This is a genomic window from Sutcliffiella tianshenii (assembly GCF_016908565.1).
Classification (GTDB): Bacteria; Bacillota; Bacilli; order Bacillales; family Bacillaceae_I; genus Sutcliffiella_A; species Sutcliffiella_A tianshenii.
In genome coordinates, this window is sequence record NZ_JAFBED010000003.1 from 56,406 (window position 1) to 77,757 (window position 21,352).

21 protein-coding genes are annotated in these 21,352 nt (G+C 43.6%); 3 read left to right on the forward strand and 18 right to left on the reverse strand.

All coding sequences use genetic code 11. The annotated features are described in order from the left end of the window. Positions 1 to 32: 32 nt before the first annotated feature. Entirely contained in the window at positions 33 to 1,463 is a 1,431-nt protein-coding gene (locus JOC95_RS07235) for a hypothetical protein (protein ID WP_204414799.1), read from the forward strand. 105 nt (positions 1,464 to 1,568) lie between these two features. On the opposite strand, the gene JOC95_RS07240 is transcribed toward JOC95_RS07235, so the two are convergent. From JOC95_RS07240 to glcT, 8 genes are all read right to left on the reverse strand, one after another. Further along, positions 1,569 to 2,276, reverse strand: coding sequence for a gamma-glutamyl-gamma-aminobutyrate hydrolase family protein (locus JOC95_RS07240; protein WP_204414801.1), 708 nt, complete (start codon positions 2,274 to 2,276; stop codon positions 1,569 to 1,571). Positions 2,277 to 2,334: 58 nt separating this feature from the next. After that, positions 2,335 to 3,291 (reverse strand): GNAT family N-acetyltransferase, encoded by a 957-nt coding sequence (locus JOC95_RS07245; RefSeq protein ID WP_204415497.1) that lies wholly within the window; start codon positions 3,289 to 3,291, stop codon positions 2,335 to 2,337. A gap of 15 nt (positions 3,292 to 3,306) precedes the next feature. Next, a complete protein-coding gene (locus tag JOC95_RS07250; RefSeq protein WP_204414803.1) occupies positions 3,307 to 4,008 on the reverse strand; it encodes a PIG-L deacetylase family protein in 702 nt (233 codons plus the stop codon). A gap of 129 nt (positions 4,009 to 4,137) precedes the next feature. Then, entirely contained in the window at positions 4,138 to 5,445 is a 1,308-nt protein-coding gene (locus JOC95_RS07255; protein WP_204414805.1) for an APC family permease, read from the reverse strand. 150 nt (positions 5,446 to 5,595) lie between these two features. Then, positions 5,596 to 7,548, reverse strand: a complete 1,953-nt coding sequence (locus JOC95_RS07260) for a bifunctional 2',3'-cyclic-nucleotide 2'-phosphodiesterase/3'-nucleotidase (RefSeq protein ID WP_204415499.1) — start codon at positions 7,546 to 7,548, stop codon at positions 5,596 to 5,598. Between the two features lie 292 nt (positions 7,549 to 7,840). Beyond that, positions 7,841 to 8,656, reverse strand: coding sequence for an MBL fold metallo-hydrolase (locus tag JOC95_RS07265; RefSeq protein ID WP_204414807.1), 816 nt, complete (start codon positions 8,654 to 8,656; stop codon positions 7,841 to 7,843). 162 nt (positions 8,657 to 8,818) lie between these two features. Next, positions 8,819 to 10,846: a glucose-specific PTS transporter subunit IIBC gene (gene ptsG / locus JOC95_RS07270; protein WP_204414809.1), complete on the reverse strand. Its 2,028-nt coding sequence runs from the start codon at positions 10,844 to 10,846 to the stop codon at positions 8,819 to 8,821. A 190-nt stretch (positions 10,847 to 11,036) separates the two neighbouring features. Then, a complete protein-coding gene (gene glcT / locus JOC95_RS07275; RefSeq protein ID WP_204414810.1) occupies positions 11,037 to 11,867 on the reverse strand; it encodes a glucose PTS transporter transcription antiterminator GlcT in 831 nt (276 codons plus the stop codon). A 199-nt stretch (positions 11,868 to 12,066) separates the two neighbouring features. Between glcT and JOC95_RS07280 the strand changes: the two genes are divergently transcribed. Continuing rightward, complete coding sequence (locus tag JOC95_RS07280) at positions 12,067 to 12,630, forward strand: RNA polymerase sigma factor (RefSeq protein ID WP_204414811.1); 564 nt, start codon at positions 12,067 to 12,069, stop codon at positions 12,628 to 12,630. Continuing rightward, on the forward strand, positions 12,627 to 13,373 hold the full coding sequence (locus JOC95_RS07285; protein ID WP_204414812.1) for an anti-sigma factor: 747 nt from the start codon (positions 12,627 to 12,629) through the stop codon (positions 13,371 to 13,373). The genes JOC95_RS07280 and JOC95_RS07285 overlap by 4 nt, the downstream gene beginning before the upstream one ends. Positions 13,374 to 13,529: 156 nt before the next feature. Here JOC95_RS07285 and JOC95_RS07290 read toward each other — a convergent pair whose 3' ends face one another. The 10 genes from JOC95_RS07290 to JOC95_RS07335 all read right to left on the reverse strand — a co-directional run bounded on the left by JOC95_RS07290 (position 13,530) and on the right by JOC95_RS07335 (position 21,318). Next, the gene (locus JOC95_RS07290) at positions 13,530 to 14,633 is read right to left on the reverse strand and encodes a GerAB/ArcD/ProY family transporter (protein WP_204414813.1); all 1,104 of its coding nucleotides are present in this window, start codon (positions 14,631 to 14,633) and stop codon (positions 13,530 to 13,532) included. A gap of 1 nt (position 14,634) precedes the next feature. Then, positions 14,635 to 15,807: a Ger(x)C family spore germination protein gene (locus JOC95_RS07295; protein ID WP_204414814.1), complete on the reverse strand. Its 1,173-nt coding sequence runs from the start codon at positions 15,805 to 15,807 to the stop codon at positions 14,635 to 14,637. Between the two features lie 8 nt (positions 15,808 to 15,815). Next, a complete protein-coding gene (locus tag JOC95_RS07300) occupies positions 15,816 to 17,264 on the reverse strand; it encodes a spore germination protein (protein WP_204414815.1) in 1,449 nt (482 codons plus the stop codon). Between the two features lie 219 nt (positions 17,265 to 17,483). Then, positions 17,484 to 17,717, reverse strand: a complete 234-nt coding sequence (locus JOC95_RS07305) for a hypothetical protein (protein ID WP_204414817.1) — start codon at positions 17,715 to 17,717, stop codon at positions 17,484 to 17,486. Positions 17,718 to 17,789: 72 nt separating this feature from the next. Beyond that, the gene (locus JOC95_RS07310; protein ID WP_204414818.1) at positions 17,790 to 18,350 is read right to left on the reverse strand and encodes a GNAT family N-acetyltransferase; all 561 of its coding nucleotides are present in this window, start codon (positions 18,348 to 18,350) and stop codon (positions 17,790 to 17,792) included. Between the two features lie 130 nt (positions 18,351 to 18,480). Then, complete coding sequence (locus JOC95_RS07315; protein ID WP_204414819.1) at positions 18,481 to 19,179, reverse strand: methyltransferase domain-containing protein; 699 nt, start codon at positions 19,177 to 19,179, stop codon at positions 18,481 to 18,483. A 306-nt stretch (positions 19,180 to 19,485) separates the two neighbouring features. Beyond that, positions 19,486 to 19,716, reverse strand: a complete 231-nt coding sequence (locus tag JOC95_RS07320; protein ID WP_204414820.1) for a hypothetical protein — start codon at positions 19,714 to 19,716, stop codon at positions 19,486 to 19,488. Positions 19,717 to 19,816: 100 nt separating this feature from the next. Then, positions 19,817 to 20,551, reverse strand: coding sequence for an alpha/beta fold hydrolase (locus tag JOC95_RS07325; RefSeq protein ID WP_204415501.1), 735 nt, complete (start codon positions 20,549 to 20,551; stop codon positions 19,817 to 19,819). Positions 20,552 to 20,653: 102 nt separating this feature from the next. Next, a complete protein-coding gene (locus JOC95_RS07330; protein WP_204414821.1) occupies positions 20,654 to 20,830 on the reverse strand; it encodes a hypothetical protein in 177 nt (58 codons plus the stop codon). Between the two features lie 35 nt (positions 20,831 to 20,865). Further along, positions 20,866 to 21,318 (reverse strand): GNAT family N-acetyltransferase, encoded by a 453-nt coding sequence (locus JOC95_RS07335; RefSeq protein WP_204414822.1) that lies wholly within the window; start codon positions 21,316 to 21,318, stop codon positions 20,866 to 20,868. Positions 21,319 to 21,352: the final 34 nt, after the last annotated feature.

The window sequence follows — 21,352 nt, forward strand, 5'->3', positions numbered from 1 at the left end:
GGAAATCATAATAAAGGAAGGGGTATGCATAGATGGATTTAACTGCTGCACATTGGATGTATCTCGCAGGCACCGTCATTATCATACTCACGATGCTCTTTAGGCAAAATGTTGTAGTCCCGGCTATCCTTGTCACATTTTTGGTAGGTTGGATTTTTAGCGGTTCTTTCACATTCGGACTTCAGACTATATTTAATGCAAGTTTGATAGCGGCAGGAGAACTGTTCAACATCTTCCTCATCATCACCATCATGACCGCCCTGCTTCATTCATTAAAATCCCTTGGAACAGATGAAATGATGATCACACCATTTCAGCGTGTTATGAAAAATGGACATATATCGTTCTGGGTGATTGTTTTCGTCACCTATTCCATCTCCCTGTTTTTCTGGCCGACACCAGCAGTGCCACTTGTTGGTGCCTTGCTGATTCCGGTCGCGGTACGTGCCGGACTTCCTCCAATCGGGGCGGCAGTGGCAATTTCACTGGCCGGCCAGGGTATGGCACTTTCTTCGGACTATATCATTCAGATTGCTCCATCCTTAACCGCTACAGCAGCGGGGGTCGACCTTGCAAGCGTTGCAGACAAAGCTTTTATACTATCACTCATAACAGGCTTGACCGCCATCGTCCTCGCCTATCTGGCATTGCGGAAGTTGATAGCTCGTCCTTCCAATGACCTTCTTATTAAATGGAACAGCATTGCAAGCACGGCAGAAGGAGCAGGGGATGATTCCGAAGCCTCCCAGGTAACCAGAAGCAAGTACAGCACCATTTTTGCCATCCTTGTTCCTGGAACCTTCCTAACCATCATCATCTATATGATCCTTGCGAAATTCTCCGATGTCCTGCCATCATTGGAAGGCGGCGCAGGGGCTGCACTGATCGGGGGAGCATCCGTCATCCTTCTGATCGGGGCGACTTTCTTCAAACAGGCGAGAACCTCCCTTACAAACGTGAGCGACCATCTCGTCAAAGGCTTTGTCTTCGCATTTAAAGCGATGGGGCCGGTCATCCCGATTGCAGGCTTTTTCTTCATCGGCAGCGGGGAATTGGCAGGAAGAATATTTGGAACACCGGCAGAAGAAACACCTTCTTTCTTGTTCGACCTGATTCTTGCAGGCCAATCCTATATTCCTGAGAATGCGTTTATCGCAGGCTTTGGCATTCTTTTAGTCGGAATGATTACCGGATTGGATGGCTCCGGGTTCTCTGGCCTTCCATTGGTCGGCGCACTATCCGGTGCCCTTGGTGATAGTGTCGGCGTCGATCCTGCCACTCTTGCTGCCATTGGTCAAATGGGTGCTATCTGGGTCGGGGGCGGAACGCTGATTGCATGGTCTTCCCTCGTTGCGGTTGCAGGCTTTGCGAAAGTACCGGTGATGGAGCTAGTAAGGCGCAGTTTCATACCGGTTATTGCGGGGTTGATCGTCGCTACTGTTTTGGGGTTGTGGATGTTTTAGATAAACAGGAAAATGAATTATTTAAAAAAGGCAACCAACAGAAAGTGTTAAACTGTTGGTTGCCTTTTCCTATACTTGAACACAAAATTCCTATCCTACTGTGCATTAACAGCTTTGGACAAAATTACTGAAAATGTTTTTTGCAATACCATCCCCATCGACAGCCAAGGGCTCAGGATGCCATTGAACACCCAACACAAACCGATGCCTCACACTTTCGATGGCCTCGATGATACCATCCGAAGAGCGGGCGGAGACGATAAAAGGGTCCGGTACATTTCGAACGGCCTGGTGATGATAGGAATTCACTTTAAATTTTGTTTGCCCTGCAATTTCTGCCAGCAGGCTATTTTCGTTGGCAATTACATAGTGAGACAAATGAGACCGTGCTGCTTTTTGGGAATGTTGGAGTAAAGATTCATCTTTTTGACTATAAATATCCTGATACATGTCTCCCCCAATGGCAATATTGAGGATTTGAATACCACGGCAAATAGCAAGGATCGGCTTATTGGAAGCGAGCATTTTTTCTATTATCGCCATTTCAAAAATATCTCTCCCAGGTGAGACGGTTCCTAAATGAGGATGCGGCTCTTCACCGAATAGCATGGGATCAATGTCTCCTCCACCAGACAAGACTAGACCATCCAACTTATCTGCAAGCTTCGCCGTATCAGAATCTACTCCCCCTATAGGTAAAATAACCGGTATCCCCCCAGCCTGGATGACGGCTTGGATATAATCATTCGATAGGCTGTGCCGATAATCAAGCTCTACATGAGAGGTGATACCGATGATTGGTTTATTCTCCACAATTGACCCTCTCCTCCCGTTTTAATAAATCTTATTCATGAACGGAAGGTATACTACCTTACTTTAAATCTATTATTTTCTTCATCACATGAAACTTCCTTGTAATCTCAAATCCATTCTTCTTATATAGATGCCCGGCTGTAGTCTGCTCGCCCGTCCAAAGGAACCAGGCTGTGTGCAGACTTTCCGCTCGCATGCTTTGAAGGCAGTCGGATAAAAGGATTTTCCCGAGCCCTTTTCCCTGCTGATCCGGATCGACGCCAAACGGGCCAAAGCGGTCTGGCACCCCTTCATAGCCACCATACATACAGAACCCGACTAACTGCTCGTTATCCCGGGCAACGAGAATCCTTTCTAATGGGAGGCCTTGCAGGATCCCCTCACGGATCGCCCGTCCCCAATCTGGATTGAACTTTTCATTGGCAAATTGAATCACTTCATAAAGGTCTTTATCCTCTGCCTTTGAAAAAGTATATCCCTCTTCCTGCCTGTTTCGCTTCAATGCTTTTACAGCTTCGGAAATCTCGTACCCTAGCAAGCTTTTATCCATCGCAACTGGGGAATAGAGTCTGGTAAATCCTTGGCTCTCAAGAAAAGAGAATGCTTCCGGATACGCCTCCGCATCGATCCCAGGTAAAATGTAGTTCGGAGCATAGGAGGAAAAGAAAATATTGGAGCGGCCTTCATTTATTAGAAAAGCAACCGCATCTTCCAATAATCTCCTCCCGACACCCTTTCGCCGCATATCGGAATCGACAAAAAAGAATGGGATCCAGCCATTGTCAGGCTCTAGGTCGGTTTCATACATTGGCAGCCTTCTTCTTACTGCATACACACAGCCGACAAACTTATCCCCTTCAAAAGCCAAACGAAGGCCGCGCGGATCAAAGTTTGCATCCAGCAGCACCAGATTGCGAAATCTTTTGGATGTAATCGGATCCCTTCCAAGACTTTGGTTCCAGAGCTCCACGATTTGTTTTTCATCCCCCGATCGATAATAACGGTAAGTTGTCATATTCATTTCGCCTCCTTATAGATCGAACCCTGGAATGGCAGGGCCTTTTCTTACGTTTAATCCTGTAGGATATTTGAGTGTCTGTGCATACTTTGTCCGGTTCACACAGCCACGCACCGTACCAAGTGCCTGGTAGTAATCATAGTAGCGGAACGACTTTGAATTCATCACGAACCAATACTGGGAAAGCGCTTCTAGATATGTATCAAACTCCACCGAAACATCAACAAAAATGTCCGGCACATATTCCTCCATGTCCTCCCAGTTTTCACTGTGAAAATAGTTGTAAAAATGTGCAGGTAATCCCTCGAGGACGAAACCCGGAAGCCCTGCCTTCAACTGGGCAGCCTGTACAATTTGCGCACACAGGGCGTGATCTGGATGAATGCTTTTCTCCCAGTGGGTAATCACCGTTTTGGGCTTCAGCTCCCGCATAAGCGTCGCGACACGTGTCACAATTTCATCATTGAAGGTAAGCTCTGCATCCTTGTAATCCAGCGTGATCGTATCCACTCCAAGAAGAGCGGCCGCTTTCTCGGACTCCCTGATTTTTTGCTCCCTATAATCCTCGATTGAAATACCAGCTGGATTCCCCTTTTCCCCTGCAGTCAAGTGTACAAATGTAACCCTATGACCTGCTTTTGCATACTTGTACGCAATCGCACCCGCCTGGATTTCAGCGTCCCCGCAATGAGCACCCAGAACAACTAGATTCATATCAAGCACTCTCCTTTTCTTTCGCTTTACTAAATAATTCTTTATATATAGTGAAATTCCTTTAAATAAATGTAAAGGTGCCTGACCCCCAGCGCTTTAAAGCGCTGGGGGTCAGGCACCTTTCTTTTTTTACTTACTATCATCCATTTTACGTAGAAATAATCTCTCACCTGCAAAAATCAATATCATAAAAATAATTGATAAAACAACTATTAAAGGGTCTGTGGAAATTTTAACCGAAATAAAGGCACCCAGTACCACCACATCAAGAATTAGTGCACTTAATACAATAGCAGGATTCGGTCCAACTTTTTCACGAAGATGCTTGAATACTCCCCAGTGGATGATGATATCCATTACCAGGTAAAGAATTGCGCCCATGGAGGCAATACGGCTTAAATCAAATAAGATGGTTAACAGCATCGCTAAAACAATGGTATAAACAAGAGTGTGTTTTTGAATACTTCCCGGCATTCCAAAATGTTTATGAGGAATCAATTTCATATCCGTCAACATAGCCAGCATCCGTGAAACGGCAAATACACTGGCTATGATGCCTGAAATAGTGGCAATGATGGCGATTGCAACAGTAAACCAGAGACCATATTCACCTAACACTGGCTTTGCTGCTTCAGCTAAAGCATAATCTTTCGCCTCAATAATCTCATTTAATGAAAGGTTGCTTGAGACTGCCCAAGCTAGTAGTACATAAATGATTGCACTGATAGAAATAGAAATCATAATGGCTCTGCCGATATTTTTCTTAGGTTTGGTAATTTCGGATCCGCTATTTGTTATGGTGGTAAACCCCTTAAAGGAAAGAATCGTCAAGGCCATCGCAGCTATTGCGCTAACTAGAGTCTGATCGACATAACTATTGCCGCCTCCACCAGCAGCTCCTTCAATCGAAAAGCCTGCAATCCATAACCCGACAATCGCAAAAATAGCTAATCCTGCGATTTTTAATAGGGAAACAATCGAGGTAAAAGATTGGATAAATCTATTTCCAGTAATATTCACTATAAATGCGAATGTAAGAAGCCCTACTCCAAGAATAGGTACAAGAAAGCTTGTTTCATTTACGTCAAAAATTTGCAATGTATATGTTCCAAATGTCCTGGCAACCAAACTTTGATTTATGACCATGGAAATCGCCATGAGTAATGCAGCTGAAGCTGTTATAGTTCCTTTACCATAAGCCTTAACCAAAAACATTCCAATCCCTCCGGCTGAAGGGTATTCGCTGCTCATTTTTATGTAAGAATATGCGCTAAATGCGGTAACGATTGCTCCTCCAATAAAAATAAGGGGGAACCAAGACCCTGCCATTTCTGCTACCTGTCCTAGCAGGGCAAAAATCCCAGCGCTGATCATCACGCCTGTGCCTAATCCAACTGCTCCTTTCAGTGAAATACTATCTTTCTTATAATCTGACATCCTATAAGCACCTCCGCAAAAAGTTGAGTTATTTTAATATATTTTTACCCTTACCCAAAAACTTTGCAGATATTGTGCACTTTCTATTAAAAGGTGAGTAGATTTAAATAAAAGGGAGAGTGCCAATGGTAAGCACTCTCCCTTTTATCATTATTGTTGTTCAGTTGGGAGTTGAAGAACATATCTGCCAAACCCATTATCACTTACTCCATCATAGCGGATGACGTTGCTTTCCGGTAGTGAGTCTTTAGCATTCACAGAAGAATCAAATGATACGTCTACCGTTCCGCCCACTGGTGCGAATGTCCAGTTGCCGTCTGCTGATGGATCGATCGTACCAAGCTCACGGATGTAGTCGATGATTGCTTGGCGGTTCTCATCCGGATACAGCTCCACACCAGTGTTGTTTCTTACACCCGGGAACTTACCGCTAGCACGATAGTTGTTTGTTACGACGATGAACTGCTGAGTCAAATCAATTGCCTCACCGTTGTATTGCAAATTCTTGATACGGTTAGCATCGGCGTTGATGACTTTCCCGTCCTTGTCGTATTTCGCAGGCTCCGTTACGTCTATCTCATAGGTGACACCATCAATGACATCATAGTTGTATGTCGGGAAATCCGTGTTCACCAGTGGCTGTACTCCGGAAGCGTTCTGGTCGATCTGCTTGAACTGGCCAGCAGACATCTCCAGCCACTCCAATACGTCAGCACCAGTCACTTTTACTGTTGCGACAGTGTTCGGATACAAGTAAAGATCCGACACGTTTTTGATTGCGATTTCCCCTGCAGGAATATACGTGTAGTAGCTTGCACCGTTTCTCCCGCCAGCTTTAAATGGTGCACCGGCAGAAAGAATAGGTGTGTTTTCATCGGCTGTTCCCTGCAATTGTTTTTCGATGTACCACTTTTGGGCATTCGTTACAATCTGTATGGACGGATCATCCTGGACTAGTGCGAAGTAGCTGTGTATATCCGCTGTAGTCGTGCCTACCGCCTGACGAACATAATTGATGGTTCCTTCATGCGCTTCTTTTACCGCAGCAAGCACTGCAGGATCGGGCTCTGCCAAACTATTCTTATCCTTGTCCATGATCGGCTTCAGGCTGGAGACTGAGTCCTTCACCTTCCAATCGCCTTTCACCTTGGTAATCGTCAAATCCATCACACCAAGCTGGTTGCCCCAGTTACCAGGCATCACAACCGGAACGCCATTGATGGTACCTTTTTCTGTATCAACACCTGGGAGGTCCTTGAAACCGCCAGGAAAAGTCAGGTGGTTATGTCCAGTGATGATTGCATCGACACCCTTTACCTTTGTCAGGTCATATGTTGCATTCTCTTCCATCTCCGCATACTCAGCATCACCTACTCCTGAGTGTGCAAGGACGATGATCAGGTCCGCCCCGTCCTTTTTCATCTTCGGAATATTTTCCTCCACAGACTTCACAATATCCTTCGTAATGATTTTGCCATCAAGATGCGCCTTGTCCCATTGGGTGATCTGAGGAGCCACGGCACCAATCACACCTACGCGAAGCACCTTTTTCTTCCCTCTTTCATCAACAACCTTCTTCTTGATGATTTGGTATGGCTTGATATAAGTCTTGTCATTCTTCGGATTATCATCCCCATCATCCTTGAACACATTGGCACTTACATAAGGGAACGGTGCATCATCAAGTACCTCATCCAAATAGTCCATCCCATAGTTGAACTCATGATTTCCTAAAGTGGCCGCATCATAGTCCAACAGCTCCATTGCCTGAAAAACCGGATGCAGCTCACCGTCCTCCAGCACATCCACTTTTGCCTTATAATCACCAAGCGGGTTTCCTTGTATCAGATCCCCGTTATCAAACAATAATGTATTTTTCGCTTCTGCCCTTGCCTCTTTGATCAATGTTGCCGTTTTTGCCAAGCCGAACTCATTCGTTTCAGCATCCTTGTAATAATCATAGTTGACCAGATGCGTATGGATATCCGTTGTCCCCAAAATTCTCAGTTCCACATCATGCTTTCCCTGCTTGTCCTTATGCTCTTTCGGTGCAGCATCTACCGCACTTCCCATTGCTGGAGTAGCCAGCACCGATAATGCCATAGTCCCGGCCAATACATTTTTCCCAAGCTTTTGGAATGTTCTCTTCAAGGCAAAAACAGCTCCTTTGGTTATGTAATAGTCATACTCTTCTAATTATAGATAAGATTACTATTTACAAAATAATCTAATAGAACTGATTTTTCTTCCAAAAAATAGCTTAAATTGTATAAAAATAGGGATTGATAACGATTTTTGGAAACAACCCCCATATTTATGAAAAAGCTATACGAATTATTATAGGTAATAATTAGAATGACAGGAATCTCGCATTTTTTTCCAAACTTCTTCCTTGTTAAAATAATCTCCCACTCAACGCATCCACATACCTCTGCGCCGACCGTTGTACTGCTTCATGGGCATCCTCCATTACAACTCGATGAAAAGCATTATATATCCTATCAAACTTTAACTTCAGGGTTTTATCAGCTATTTCCTCCACCTTTGTGGCCGGCAACGGAATGAGGTTCGGATAGCTGTACATGAAGCTTACCCAGTTGCGGTCGGCTACCACTTGGATCACATCTCCCGTCAATAAGACTCCTTTCCCTTTTTTCCCATCCGTCCATTCCATTACTGCTCCTCCTTTGAAGTGTCCTCCCAATCTGTGCAACGTGATACCTGTGGTTAATTCCAGGGATTCACCCGACCAGAATATGATGCGCCCGCTTGGTCGCATCACCCACTCTTTATCGTCCTCATGGATATAGATAGGAACATCGAACGCTTCGGCCCATTCAACCTGGGTTGAATAATAGTGGGGGTGCGACAGTGCGATGGCATGTAATCCCCCAAGCGCCTTAATGGCTTTTACTGTAACTTCATCCAAATAGGTGATGCAGTCCCAAAGCACATTAAAACCTGCATTCTGCACAAGATACGCTGTTTGCCCAATTGCAAATTCCGGTGAAGTTTTAATACTGTATAGACCTTCCTCTTCCATTTGGATGATATTTTGATATTCTTTTTGTTTCATCTCTTCCAGTGTTGTCCATGACTGGCCATCCGGACTTACATACTGTCTTTCTTCGTTGCATATTCTACAAGAATCCGGTTGATGTACCGTTCCTTTGTACTGGACTCCACAAGTTTCACAAATAAAATTCGTCATCTTAATTCCCGCCTTTTTTAACTATTCTCTTTAAATTAAGGATACGGGTTTTGCACATAGGATACTTCCGTGATTTGATTGAATTTTTGTAAGACTTTAGATGTAGAAAAGGGGCCTGACCCTCACCGCTTTAAAGCGGTGAGGGTCAGGCCCCTGCAATTCTTATTTCTTTACTATCTTAACTCTGCCCTTTTCTCCAAAACTCACTTTACCGTCCTTTATCTCAACTGCTTCGCCGGCAGCAAGATTTGTAAAGATGATTGGTGTGATGATGGAAGTCGCTTCGCCTTTGATGATGCTTAGGTCCACCTTCAATAATGGTTGACCTTGTTCCACTTTGTCTCCTTGCTCGATCAGGCTTTCAAAGCCGCGACCCTTCAAGTTGACGGTGTCGATTCCCACGTGCACGAGAATCTCCCTGCCCTCAGCAGTTTCAATCCCGATTGCGTGCTTTGTCGGGAATAGGTTGACGATTGTTCCTGCTACGGGTGAAACGACAGTTCCTTCCGTAGGCTCAATCGCAAAGCCGTCGCCCATCATTTTTTGGGAGAAAACTTTGTCAGGCACTTCAGAAATCGGCAGAAGTTTGCCGCTCATCGGCATCACGATTTCACTATCAGTTGAAGCTACTGCAACCGGCTCTGTAGTTGCTGCCACTTCTTCCTTCACCGGAGTTTTTCCGCTAAGGATATCCTGGATCTGTCCTTTGATGATTTCAGAGCGAGGCCCGAAGATTGCCTGGATGTTTTTATCGATCTGCATGACACCCGCAGCGCCAAGCTTTTTCAGTTGCTCTTTATCTACCTGATTGACGTCTCTTACACTCACACGCAGTCGAGTGATACATGCATCAAGGTTCGCCAGGTTCTCTTTTCCACCAAGTGCTTTCAGTACGCCGTATGGAAGATCCAATGAACCGCCTGCTGCATTTTCTTCGGACTCTTCCACTTTTTCCTCACGACCAGGAGTCATCAGGTTGAACTTCTTGATTGCAAAACGGAAACCGAAGTAGTAGATGACTGAGAATGCCAAACCTACTGGAATCACTAGCCACCAAGCAGTTTGGTTCGGCAGGATACCGAATAGGATATAGTCGATGACGCCCCCGGAGAAGGTCATCCCGATTTTCACATCCAATATGTGCATCACCATGAAGGAAAGACCCGCAAACACTGCGTGAATCCCGAATAGAACAGGTGCTACAAACAGGAAACTGAATTCAAGCGGTTCTGTGATACCAGTCAAAAATGATGTCAAGGCTGCGGAACCCATGATTCCTGCAACATATTTCTTTTGCTCAGGACGTGCACAGTGATAGATCGCCAGTGCTGCAGCCGGCAAGCCGAACATCATGAATGGGAATTTACCAGTCATGAAGGTACCCGCCGTAAGTTCAGCTCCATCTTTTACCTGCTCCATGAAAATGCGCTGGTCGCCGCGGACAATTTCACCGGCCGCATTGGTGTAAGAACCAAACTCAAACCAGAACGGAGAATAGAAAATATGGTGCAAGCCGAATGGAATCAAGGAACGTTCGATGACCCCGAAAATGAAGGCGGCCAACGTACGGTTTGATTCTGTCATAAAGTAAGAGAAAGTATTAAGCCCTTCTTGTGCAAAAGGCCAGATGAAATTCATCACAACACCCAACACCAGTGCGGATGCTGCAGTAATGATGGGAACAAAACGCTTACCAGCAAAGAATCCCAAATAAGATGGCAATTCAATATTGTAGAACTTATTGTACATATATGCCCCGAGCACCCCGGCTATAATACCGCCAAATACCCCGGTCTGAAGAGTAGGGATCCCAAGTACATTGGCCAGTGCAGGATCGCTTCCGACCTGGTCTGCTGTAACCCCTGAGATGACACTCATCGTGACGTTCATGATCAGGTACCCGATCATTGCCGCAAGTCCGGCAACGCCATCACCATTGGCGAGACCGATGGCCACCCCGATGGCAAATAACAATGGCAGGTTTGAGAAGACGATGCTTCCTGCCTGCTCCATGATTTCAGCAAGTAAAATGATGCCATCCGCTTCTAAAAATGAAAGACGGCTGACAAGGTTCGGGTTTTGCATCGCATTCCCGAATGCAAGCAGAATCCCCGCAGCTGGCAGCAGGGCAACCGGAAGCATCAATGCGCGACCGATTCGCTGCAGCAAACCGAATGATTTCTTAAACATAGCTTTTTTCCTCCTAAGTATCTTCATGCATGGCAGAAAAGTTCCGAACAACAAAAAAGGCATGAGAATCAAGAAAGTGTACGCGAAAGCGGGGTAGACGTCTGGTCTACCGCTTTCTGTACAGCTTTTCTTCCTCTCATGCCTGCATCACCAGTAACACGTGAAAAAAACGTTGTATATAGGTCTTATTCTATTGTTTAGAAAGCCTTTGCAAATGGAGAGTCAAATAGACTGCCTCTGCATCAGGCACAGACTTCTGCAGTTTCTGCTGCATTATTTTAATCAATTTCCATGCTAGATTGTAGCATACGGGATATTCCTCCCGCAACACTTTTGCGAGGATTTCCTGCTGGTCGGGACGGAACTGGTCAGTCTGGACGCGTTCAATTGACGCATGAAAATGTCTTACAAGGCGCAGATAATTTATATCTGTCCGGTCAATCTTAATTCTCAAGGAGTCCTCGATCACTGTCACCATATCGTTGATCAGCTGAGTGTGACGATTGATTTCCGACAGGTCCCGGTTCGTCAGTGCACTGTGGATGTGCAGGGTGATAAAACCAATTTCCCCCTCTGGAATCGCAAGGTCGAGCTTGACCTTCAGCCATTCGACAATCTCCATGGCAGCAGCATATTCCCTCGGATAGGCAAGCTCCGTTTCTTTTAAAAAGGGATTCTTGATGTCGAGGCCCTGCTGAATCCTTTTCACAGCAAAATACAAGTGATCCGTTAAGCCGACATGGATATGCTCATTCAATTTCACCTGAAACCTTGCCTCGACCATTTCCATGCATTCATTCATCAGGCCGATAAACGTTTCATCTATATAATCAAGAAGCTGCTTATATTGGTTCTGCTCGTCCTCGCTTTTGAGCACAAAGAACTTCTCTGCGCGGTCGACTGTAATATTCTCCCCCGCCTTCTTTGCAAACCCGATTCCCTTTCCGGTAAGGATGACTTCGCCGTACTCCGGGTGGGTCGCAATGAGGACGTTGTTGTTCAAAACTTTTTTAACTTGCATCTTCATTCCTCCGGTGCAAAAAAACTGCAATATTTATAAAGTTACGCTAGGATGGGATTAGAGTCAAGTCATCAAAATATGGGATGAAAAATGCATCCAAAATCCCTTTTCGATCGTTAGGTGATTAGGAGTCTTTTCTTCTTTATCTTAGACACTTAAGGGTATAATGGAAGCAATCAAATAAAGAGGGAGAAATTCTATGCAGAATAAGGACGCACTTCTTTATGAGCGGGTAAGGGGCAAGGATAAGGCCGCTCTTGAAGAGCTTTACGATAGGTACGAAAAAATACTATATTCCTTTTTGATGAAAGTTACTGGTGATCAGGAAATTGCAGAAGAAGCGATGCAGGATGTCTTCATAAAGCTCTGGCAAGGAAATGGGATCTATGATTCCACCAAAGGCAAGTTCTCCTCCTGGCTTTTCACTATGGCAAGAAACAGGGCATTGGATATCATCCGAAAAAGAACGCGAAATCAGAGCACCCCGATTGAAGACGTCGAGCCTTTCCTAGAATCGACGGACTCGACAGAAGGCCAGACAGAGTGGAACGAACAGCGCGATGAAATCAGGAAAGCAGTATCCACCCTCTCTGACGATCAGAAAAAAATGGTGCATTATATGTACTTTAAAGGATATACCCAGCAGAAAATAGCCGAAATGACCGGTATTCCGCTCGGAACGGTGAAAGGAAGACTAAGATTGGCATTGAAAAAATTAAAGAGTACTTTGATTGCAGATGGAGAAAGGAGGGGGAGCTTATGAGTCAGAAGTGTGATTTGCTTTTGGATTATTTTAATGGACACTTAACGGATAAAGAGAGAGAAGATTTCGAACAGCATGCAGCGGCATGTCCTGAATGCCAGGAAGAACTGAAAGAACTTCAGGAAGTGCTTGGTGACATGGCTTTCCTTTCCGAACCGGTTACTCCCCCGGTAGAAATGAAGGGTAGGATCTTAGGGAATGTATTTGCTGAGGAAGAGGTTGAACCGGTATCTGTGGAAAATCCAACGCCTGTAACAGGACCGACGCCTCTAAGAAAGAAAGCTACCCATAAGTCGAAACCTTGGCTGACTGGGTTGCTGGCGGCATCGCTTATCCTCTCACTGCTAGGAAACGGCTACTTCCTGATGCAGGATGAAAAGGAAGGTTCAACAGATGAACAGGAACTCGTACAGCCGGATAGTATCGTTGCACTAGAGCCATCCGAGGCTGGTGGAAGCGGATTTGCCGCCCTTTTCAAACAGGAACAGGCTCTATCCGTCATGATTCAGACACAGGAACTGCCTGAGCTCAAAGGAACTGAAGTGTACCAGGTATGGCTTCTGAAGGATGGTGCGCCGATTCCAGCTGGGGATTTCACCGTGGATGAGAACGGCAAAGGGTATGTCTTATACAAAGTAGATCCTGCAGAAAATAAGGACTGGGATACGATTGCGATCACACTTGAACCAGAAAAGGGTAATCAGTTGCCTGAAGGAAGCATATTGCTTTCGGCAGGGTTGTAATAGGAAAAGCAGAGCCGTGGTTGGCTCTGCTTTTTTGTATGGGATACACTCGGATTGGCCGGCCATTGGAGACCTCAAAATCGGATATCGGGCGATTTGACCTGTATATTAGCCAAATCCCAATATCAAGTGAAAACAATATTCAACAAGCTAGCTTCACCCCATCACCCGCTTCTTCCTAATGAACGTGATGAAAAGAAGTAAAATCGGCACCAGGATGGCTAGCGGCAAATGGATAAAAAGCGGTACGTATTTCAATCCGACCTCCAAGTGCTGTGAGATATTTTCCGCATAGGTGTAGGAAAGCAGAAGGATGATCACCAGAATGGATATGGTCAGGACTTGCGGCTTTACCTTAGTCATGGTGTATTTTGCAAGATTCACACTTGCGAAGGTGAAAATCGAAATTTTGAAATATCCGCCAAAGATGATGATAATCACCGCAAAGATGTCCAGCCTTTTAACAAAGTCAAAGAGTATTACCTTTTCAATCGCACTGATCATAGGAAATGTGTAGTTCTTGGCCATATTCGGATGTAGTACCCCAAGGCTCAAAAAAGAAAAAAGGGAAAGCAAGAGCGTAAAGAAAATCATGATATAACTGCCTTTCTTGGATAAAGATGATCTGTGCTCACGCTTAAGATAAGGGAAAATCATCAAAAAGGCGATCAGTTCTCCGAAAGGAAACGTAATCATCGTTGGGAGGGTACTGGCGATTTTTTTAAAATCCATATCCAGGATGGGTTCGATATATTCCCAGTTAAAAGTCCCGCTGACGAGAACCCAGAACGGAAGCAGCAGAAGAAACGGCACTGTAATACCACCGATAATGACTGCTGACCGAATAAAAGCTTCTAGCCCTTTTAAATAGGTATAGGCAATAACAAGAAAGATTGAAAACTTGATTAAAAACGGTTTCATCGAATATAGTAATTGACTATTAATGAACATGGTGAAATCTGTCAATACGCGTGATGCCAGGTAAGCAAAGTAAAGGACATAGGCAAGGGAAGCTGCAATTCCAAGGAATTTCCCAAAGTTTTTTCTTAAAATGGAGGAAAGATTCCCGTAATCATTGTTTCTCCAAATATAAGCATTCATCCAGAATAAAAGCAGGCCAATACTTCCTGCGACAAGACTGACAACCCAGGCGGCTTTTTCAGCAGATAAATTCAAACCAAAAATGACAGAACTTCCTAAAAGGAATAGCAGCATCGCAAACATGGTCTCAATGATGCCTATGAGCGGTTTGTTTTCCACTTTATCCACCCCCTGCCTTGTAATTCCCGATATTTTGTACAGTGATTTCCGAATGAACCTGGATTTCGGCGTTTTTCAGTCGTAACGGCCAGTAGGATTTTAGCTTTTTCCAGTTCCCCGGACTTTTTTCGCGCATGATCAAGCCTAATCCAAGAAGATCTAGCTCATGCTCCTGAGAAATGGCCAGAAGATGGTTGATATTCTTTTGGATGGTTTTAGACAGCTGCTTTTCTAACAACTTGATTTGTTCAGGGTCTTCTAAATTGATTTCGCATTTTAATTGACTGATGTCACCGGTGATATTCAAGTTAAAATGATAGATATACTTATCCTCATATATTTCTAACTTCCCTTCTCTAGAGCGATTGCTAAGTATACGGAAGATAAATAGATCATCCTCCCCTTTTGGACAGCTGGCTTCAATTGAAAACCCAGATTCAGCTCCCTGCAGCATTGACACATAAGCAGAATCCCGGTAATCAAGGAAGGCAGCTAGCTGATTCTCCTTGAAAAGTGCCAACCCTCCATAGGCGATATGGGCTGGTCCCGTTGTTTCTAAATTTCCTTTTTCCTGTCCAATTTTAAGATCTCCTTCAATTTTTATAAAAGGCAAGACGATGTCTTTTCCTTCCTTGATATCGTTCACCTTGATTTCAGAAGCGGTCCTTGGAATATCTCTGCCTAATTTCTTGAGGATAGATGCGATTTCAAATGCTGAAAAGCCCTCTATAGGGGAATAAACCATTAATAGGTCACTGGCATTTACGTCCTGCGATATCACCATATTGGCATTAGCCGGGATCTGTGCAGAGTGCATGACATATTCAGCAATGTCTTTAATTTTTCCTTCTCGAGCGATTTTTTCACTTATAACAATGACTTCCACTTCCTTTAAATGAATAAAGCGGGATAGGTTGACGGAAATTCTTTCTAATGCAGTATCAATGGTTTTCCCCTTCGCTTTGTATACAACGTAGGGTGAGTTTGGAATTGGTGTTTTCCCGGCAATGGCAGCAGGATTGATCAATTGCAGCGAAAGCTCATACCCGCCATCTGCATAATCGACCCCCATCGCAAATGAAAAAGAAATTTCATTCAACTCATGCTTATCCATCGGGGAGAAGAACGCCGCTATCACTGATAAAAGTATAAAAAGAGTATACAGATATTTCATGCTATCACTCATTTACGGCTATTTTTAAAGAGATCGTCCTTATTATATTTTTTGGGCGCATTGATAATCTTCTTTAACGAGAACCTAATGAAGGTGTCCTTAAGATCGGTTGTTTTTATAGGCGAGATCGGTGATAAATACGGTACACCAAAGCTATTTAGTGAAGAAAGGTGGTTGATCAGGACAATCGTTCCGAGGATGATTCCATATAAACCATAGGTACTTGCCAAAAACACAAGGATATATCTGATGGCTTTGATGGCATTGCCGAAAGGATGAATGGGAACAGCGAAATTCAACACATATGTTGCTGAAATCATGACGAGTGTGGAAAGCTGTACGATTCCCGCATCTGCAGCCGATTGCCCAAGAATGATTGTCCCGATGATCGAGAATGCCAGCATGATGCCAGTTGGCAGTCGGATTGAACTTTCCAATAATACTTCAAAAATTACCATCAAAAGGATGACCTCAATGACCAAAGGCAGTGGGACTATTTGCCTCTGTGCAGCAAGGCTGACAAGCAGTTCACTCGGGATAAGCTCCTGATGAAACAAAACAAATGCGATGTAAAAAGGGATCAGGAAGATCGAAGCAATAAATGATAAGATTCGAATCAGCCTGGTAAAATCGAACATCGAGCTTTCATAATAGTCTTCCGGCGAATGGAAAAACTGGATGAACAGGGCTGGCACAACCAAAGCATCCGGAGAACCGTCACAAATGATAGCGATTTTCCCCTCCAATAGATGGCCAGCTACTACATCAGGACGTTCAGTTGCCAGCACCAATGGGAAAGGCGTGATCTGATCGCTTGAGATGCTTTCCTGTATATAGGAGGAATCGAGAATCGACTTTAAATCAATGGATTTCACCCTGCTTTTCACATAACTCACTATTTCACGATCCGCTTTATCAGCTAGGTATAATAAAAAGACCCCTGTACTCGTTTCCTCCCCGATGGTTTGATCCTCAATCGTCAATTGCTCATTTTTAATGAATCGTTTTATCAGTGAGATGTTATTATTGGCTAGCTCTGTAAAGCCGATTTGTGGCCCCTTTAACACTCGTTGGGTCTGCGGAGGTGACAGGGATCTGTCCTTCCAATTTGCTGTATCCGCTGAAATGCACCGGTCTGTCCCATCAATAAATATGAGCGTATTCCCATTTGAGAGCTCTTTAATGGCATCATGTAAATCCGTAACCGTTTTGATCTTGGAGATCTCGATCGTATTTTCAATATGTTTTACAGGATTGCCGGACAATTTTTCAAGCTTTAATAAAGGACCGAGTATATGCTCCTGTATCACTTTCTTATCGGCAATCGTATCCAAGTACACCAAGCAACCCGAAGACTCAGACGAAAAAAAGAACGACCGAATAATCAGCTCTTTATTATGATGAAAGGAACTCTGCAAAATAGACAAATTCTCATTTATATTTTCTGATACACTCATATTAAACACCCAAATTACTTTTTCCCTTAATTTTCCCGAACAAAGATTAAATATACAACGGATGATGGGGCCATTCTTGCGTATCAATTTTTGGGGTTAACATGAGGTCCTTGCCATGTTTCCCATTTTTCATATTCTAAGACGATTGTTTTATATCATCTTGACAATATCAAAAAAAAAGAAGCCCCGAATTTATGAGGCTTCTATATACCAGTATGTTCACTTCCCCAACCACTTCACCCACAACGGTGTTTCCAAAGCTCCAGTTACAAACCTGTCTCTATCTCCGCAAAATTTTCTAATCTGCCCTCTCCTATTCGGCACCATCAACAATGGCAACCGACCTGGATTGAACCAAGCCACCCCGGCCGTTTCAGGACCCTCCTTAATAGGGATCCCTCCTGTAAGGGTTCCGTAAACGATTGTTAACCAACCTTCAGTTTTAGACATCATCTATTTACTCCCCCCCGTATTTAATCAGATGATCCCATACTTTTCCAGCGCATACTTGATTCCGTCTTCACTTTATTCTTCGTTTAGCCTAGTTCTCGCAAATTCATCTTTCAACAACCCGAAAACCAGCATATCGTGATAGTGCCCATTCGTATAAACCATGCTGCGCAGTCGACCTTCCTCTGTAAAACCCAGGTTTTTATGAAGTCGGATGGAACCTTCATTAAAACTGTACACATTCGCGTTCACTTTCTGATAACGCAATTCATCAAAGAAATATCTTATAACAATCCTTACCGCATCGCTCGCATAGCCTTTTTTCCAATACTCCCTAAATACACTGACTCCATAGCTGAAGGTTCCGTGCCGCGGATCACATTTATCTGTAGAAATACTCCCGACTAATTCCCCGTCAAAGTTCTCAATGGCAAGCCGGAAATGGTGGCCATCCCAGCCTTTCTCCGATTCCGCTTCTGTCCATTGACGAGTTCCCTCTTCCGTTCTAGGACCATATATTACATCATTTAATCTTGCAATCTCAGAATCCGAACCATCTTTATGAAACTTCTCCCAATCTGATGGTTGGATTGGCCGCAAGCGGACCAAACTTCCTTTCCAGATGTTATACGTCATTTTACAGCCTCCATTTTGAAATCAATCTATTCAACACTACCAATTATTCCAAATATTCAACTTTTACTCAATCTTTTATTCTATAAAAAAGAAGCCTACCTTTTACAGATAAACTCCATTGACAGCTATCTCATTTCACCTGCATCAAACCTGTCCAAAGAAAATCCTCACCGAACCTTCCGCTGTCCTGATCCATTTTCTTCATTTCCCTGAACTCGATTACTTGGAAATCGTTGGAGAAAATCTCTTTTAATCTTTCCTCCGTGTACCCGATTCCACCTTTCATGCTCTTTTCCGTGTATATGTCCCAATCAGGTGTCTCTGGTGCCCCTTTTGTGTTGAAGCAAACGATGCCGAAGTGGCCGTCTTTCTTTAAGGCATGCTTCACGATTTTTAAGTAAGCAAGACGGCGATGTGGTGGCAAGTGATGAAGCAAGCCGCAATCGTAGATGAAATCATAGGAATTCGGTTCATATTCAAAATCAAAAACGGATGCACAATGGAAGTTGATGGCCACTCCTTCCGCCTCCGCCCGCTCCTTTGCCCAGCCAATTGCATTTTCTGAAATATCCAATGCATCCACCCTGCTGCCCATCTTGGTCATATAGATGGCATTTCTGCCAGGTCCACAGCCAAGCTCCAGCACCCGCTCGGGCAAAAAGCCATTTTCGTAATAGGATACTAGATTTTCGTCAGCTCCCTGGATTTTAAAAAACGGGATGTCCATGCTTCTGTCTTCATAAAAGCCCTCCCAAAAAGACTTCGAATCCCTAAGAAACTCGTCCAGCATGCTGTACAGATCCTCATTATTCAAAATAGCTTTCTCCATAAAATAACCCCTTTTCATAAAATAACTTTATATGTAATATTGTACCAATAACTTGAACTTCTAAGGTTACAGGTGGGTTAAAGATAGATTATAAAGAGGAAATTGCACTGTCCGATGTACAGGTAATTGAGCCTTCACAGAGGTTTGCTTGCTTACCATTCATATTTTTACCTGGAAGGATACTTATAAGTATGTATATCAAGTTTGAGTGAATTGAAAGTAATTTACGAGCGTAAGAAGACGTCAGCAATTTTCAAATCTATTCATCACTGTTATATTTGTAATACTTTTGTAATCTATATATTATTAGTTCTCTCTTATAAAACCAATAACCCCAAAGATCAATCCAGTAAACAACATAAAATATTCAAATCCAGCCAATCTAGTGTTTTCATCTATTATTAAAACTCCACCCACTAATATAATGCTGATTCCCATTAACATAAACTTCATCCCTGAAATTTTACTTGTGGTAGCAAGGATCAATATTAATAATCCTACTATTACAAGTAATGGATAAGCCACTAGTGCTGACAAGTTTCTCACCCTCCCGTCTGTACTATTTATTTCTCTCCAGCAAGAATTAGGTCCGATAAGAATGAGTCCACATCATCCATTACTACAAACCTTCTGCCAATTAGCGACCGTCTAACAATCTCTTAATAGCATGTATTACTATATCAGGCTCATCATTCTGTATATAATGGGCACTATGTTCCGCCATCACAAGCTCACCATTTGTAGAAATGTCTACTAGTTCCTTCTGCATGGCATTCCATAATTCCTGGGATTCCTTCGAATAATGAGCTTTCTTCCCAGCAGCCAATACCATGACAGGAACCTCTAATCTTGTATTGCATTCTTTAAGCTGTTTCAAGCTTTCCATAAACTCATCATAATTTCCTTCATGGATGAATTGTTGGTTGTATGCTGATTGGAACTCCTCGGACATGGTTGGAAGAAACCGCTCCCGGTAATCCTCCGGGGTGGAATCCACAAGGACCATTCCTGCAACCTCTTCAGGAAAATGCTCGGCAAAAATCCGGACGTTCACTCCGCCGAAGGAATGGCCGACCAGGATATACGGAGGCTTGAAATCGAGTTTTGTTAACATCTCCTTCAACTCTCCTACCATATGTAAACTTGTTCTAGGGTTGGGGCTTTTTGTGCTTTTGCCTAGTCCCGCTCTATCATATACGAGAACCTGTGTTGACTTGGATATTTCTGAAATTATGGTATCCCACGCTTTTGAATAGTCCCCATATCCTGCATCCATGATGACTGACGGGTTGTTAGTTTTTTCTCCATAAAGCTTTGCGTATAAAAGGAATTCTCCGATAGGTACTAGGTGTTCCCTTCCGGTTGGGAACATATTTTCATTGGGTTTCATCAAATTCCTCCTGTTTGTGTAGGGACTTCCTGCTGTATTCAACCACTTTTATAGACCGCCTTCTGCAACCAGTTATACTATCAATTATTTGTTTGAAACTGGCTTTACTTTATTAAACTCACTACCAAAGCATCCGACAAATGAAACAACTAATCCAAAAAATGAAATACCAAGTCCAAATGTGGTAGCTGAGCCGCTTGATGTCAAAATGAGTGCAATACCGAATAGAATAATTGAAATTCCTAAAAGTGATAAACGCATTTTACATTTCTCCTTTTTTGAATAGAATTTTACACTTATAAGTCTTGAACCAGCCGAACCATATCCCTGCACTGGATCCCGTTTTCATAGATGGCATCGGGATAGTGCTTGATGAAGAAGTCCTGGTCGACACCCACAATCCGGAATCCACATTTTTGATAAAGGGCTAACTGTCCGATACTTGAATTCCCAGTGCCAATTTCGATTGTTTTGTATCCTTTGGATCTGGCTGCCGCAACCGCATCCAGAACCAGATGCCTTCCTACCCCATTGCCATGATGTGCTTCAGTTACTGCTACATTTACCAACTCAACCGTTTCAGGCCGGGTTGGCAGAAGAACATAAACACCAATAATCCGTTCTTCAAGTTCAGCAACATAGCAATCTCCCCTTGTTAAGTAGTCTTTCACGATCGCTTCTGAAGGATCGGCCAAAAGCAATAATTCCATGGGAGGTTGTTCATTTTGTTTAAGTTTTCTTATGTTCATTTTTTTCTCCTAATAGGTGTGTTTATAGGGTCGC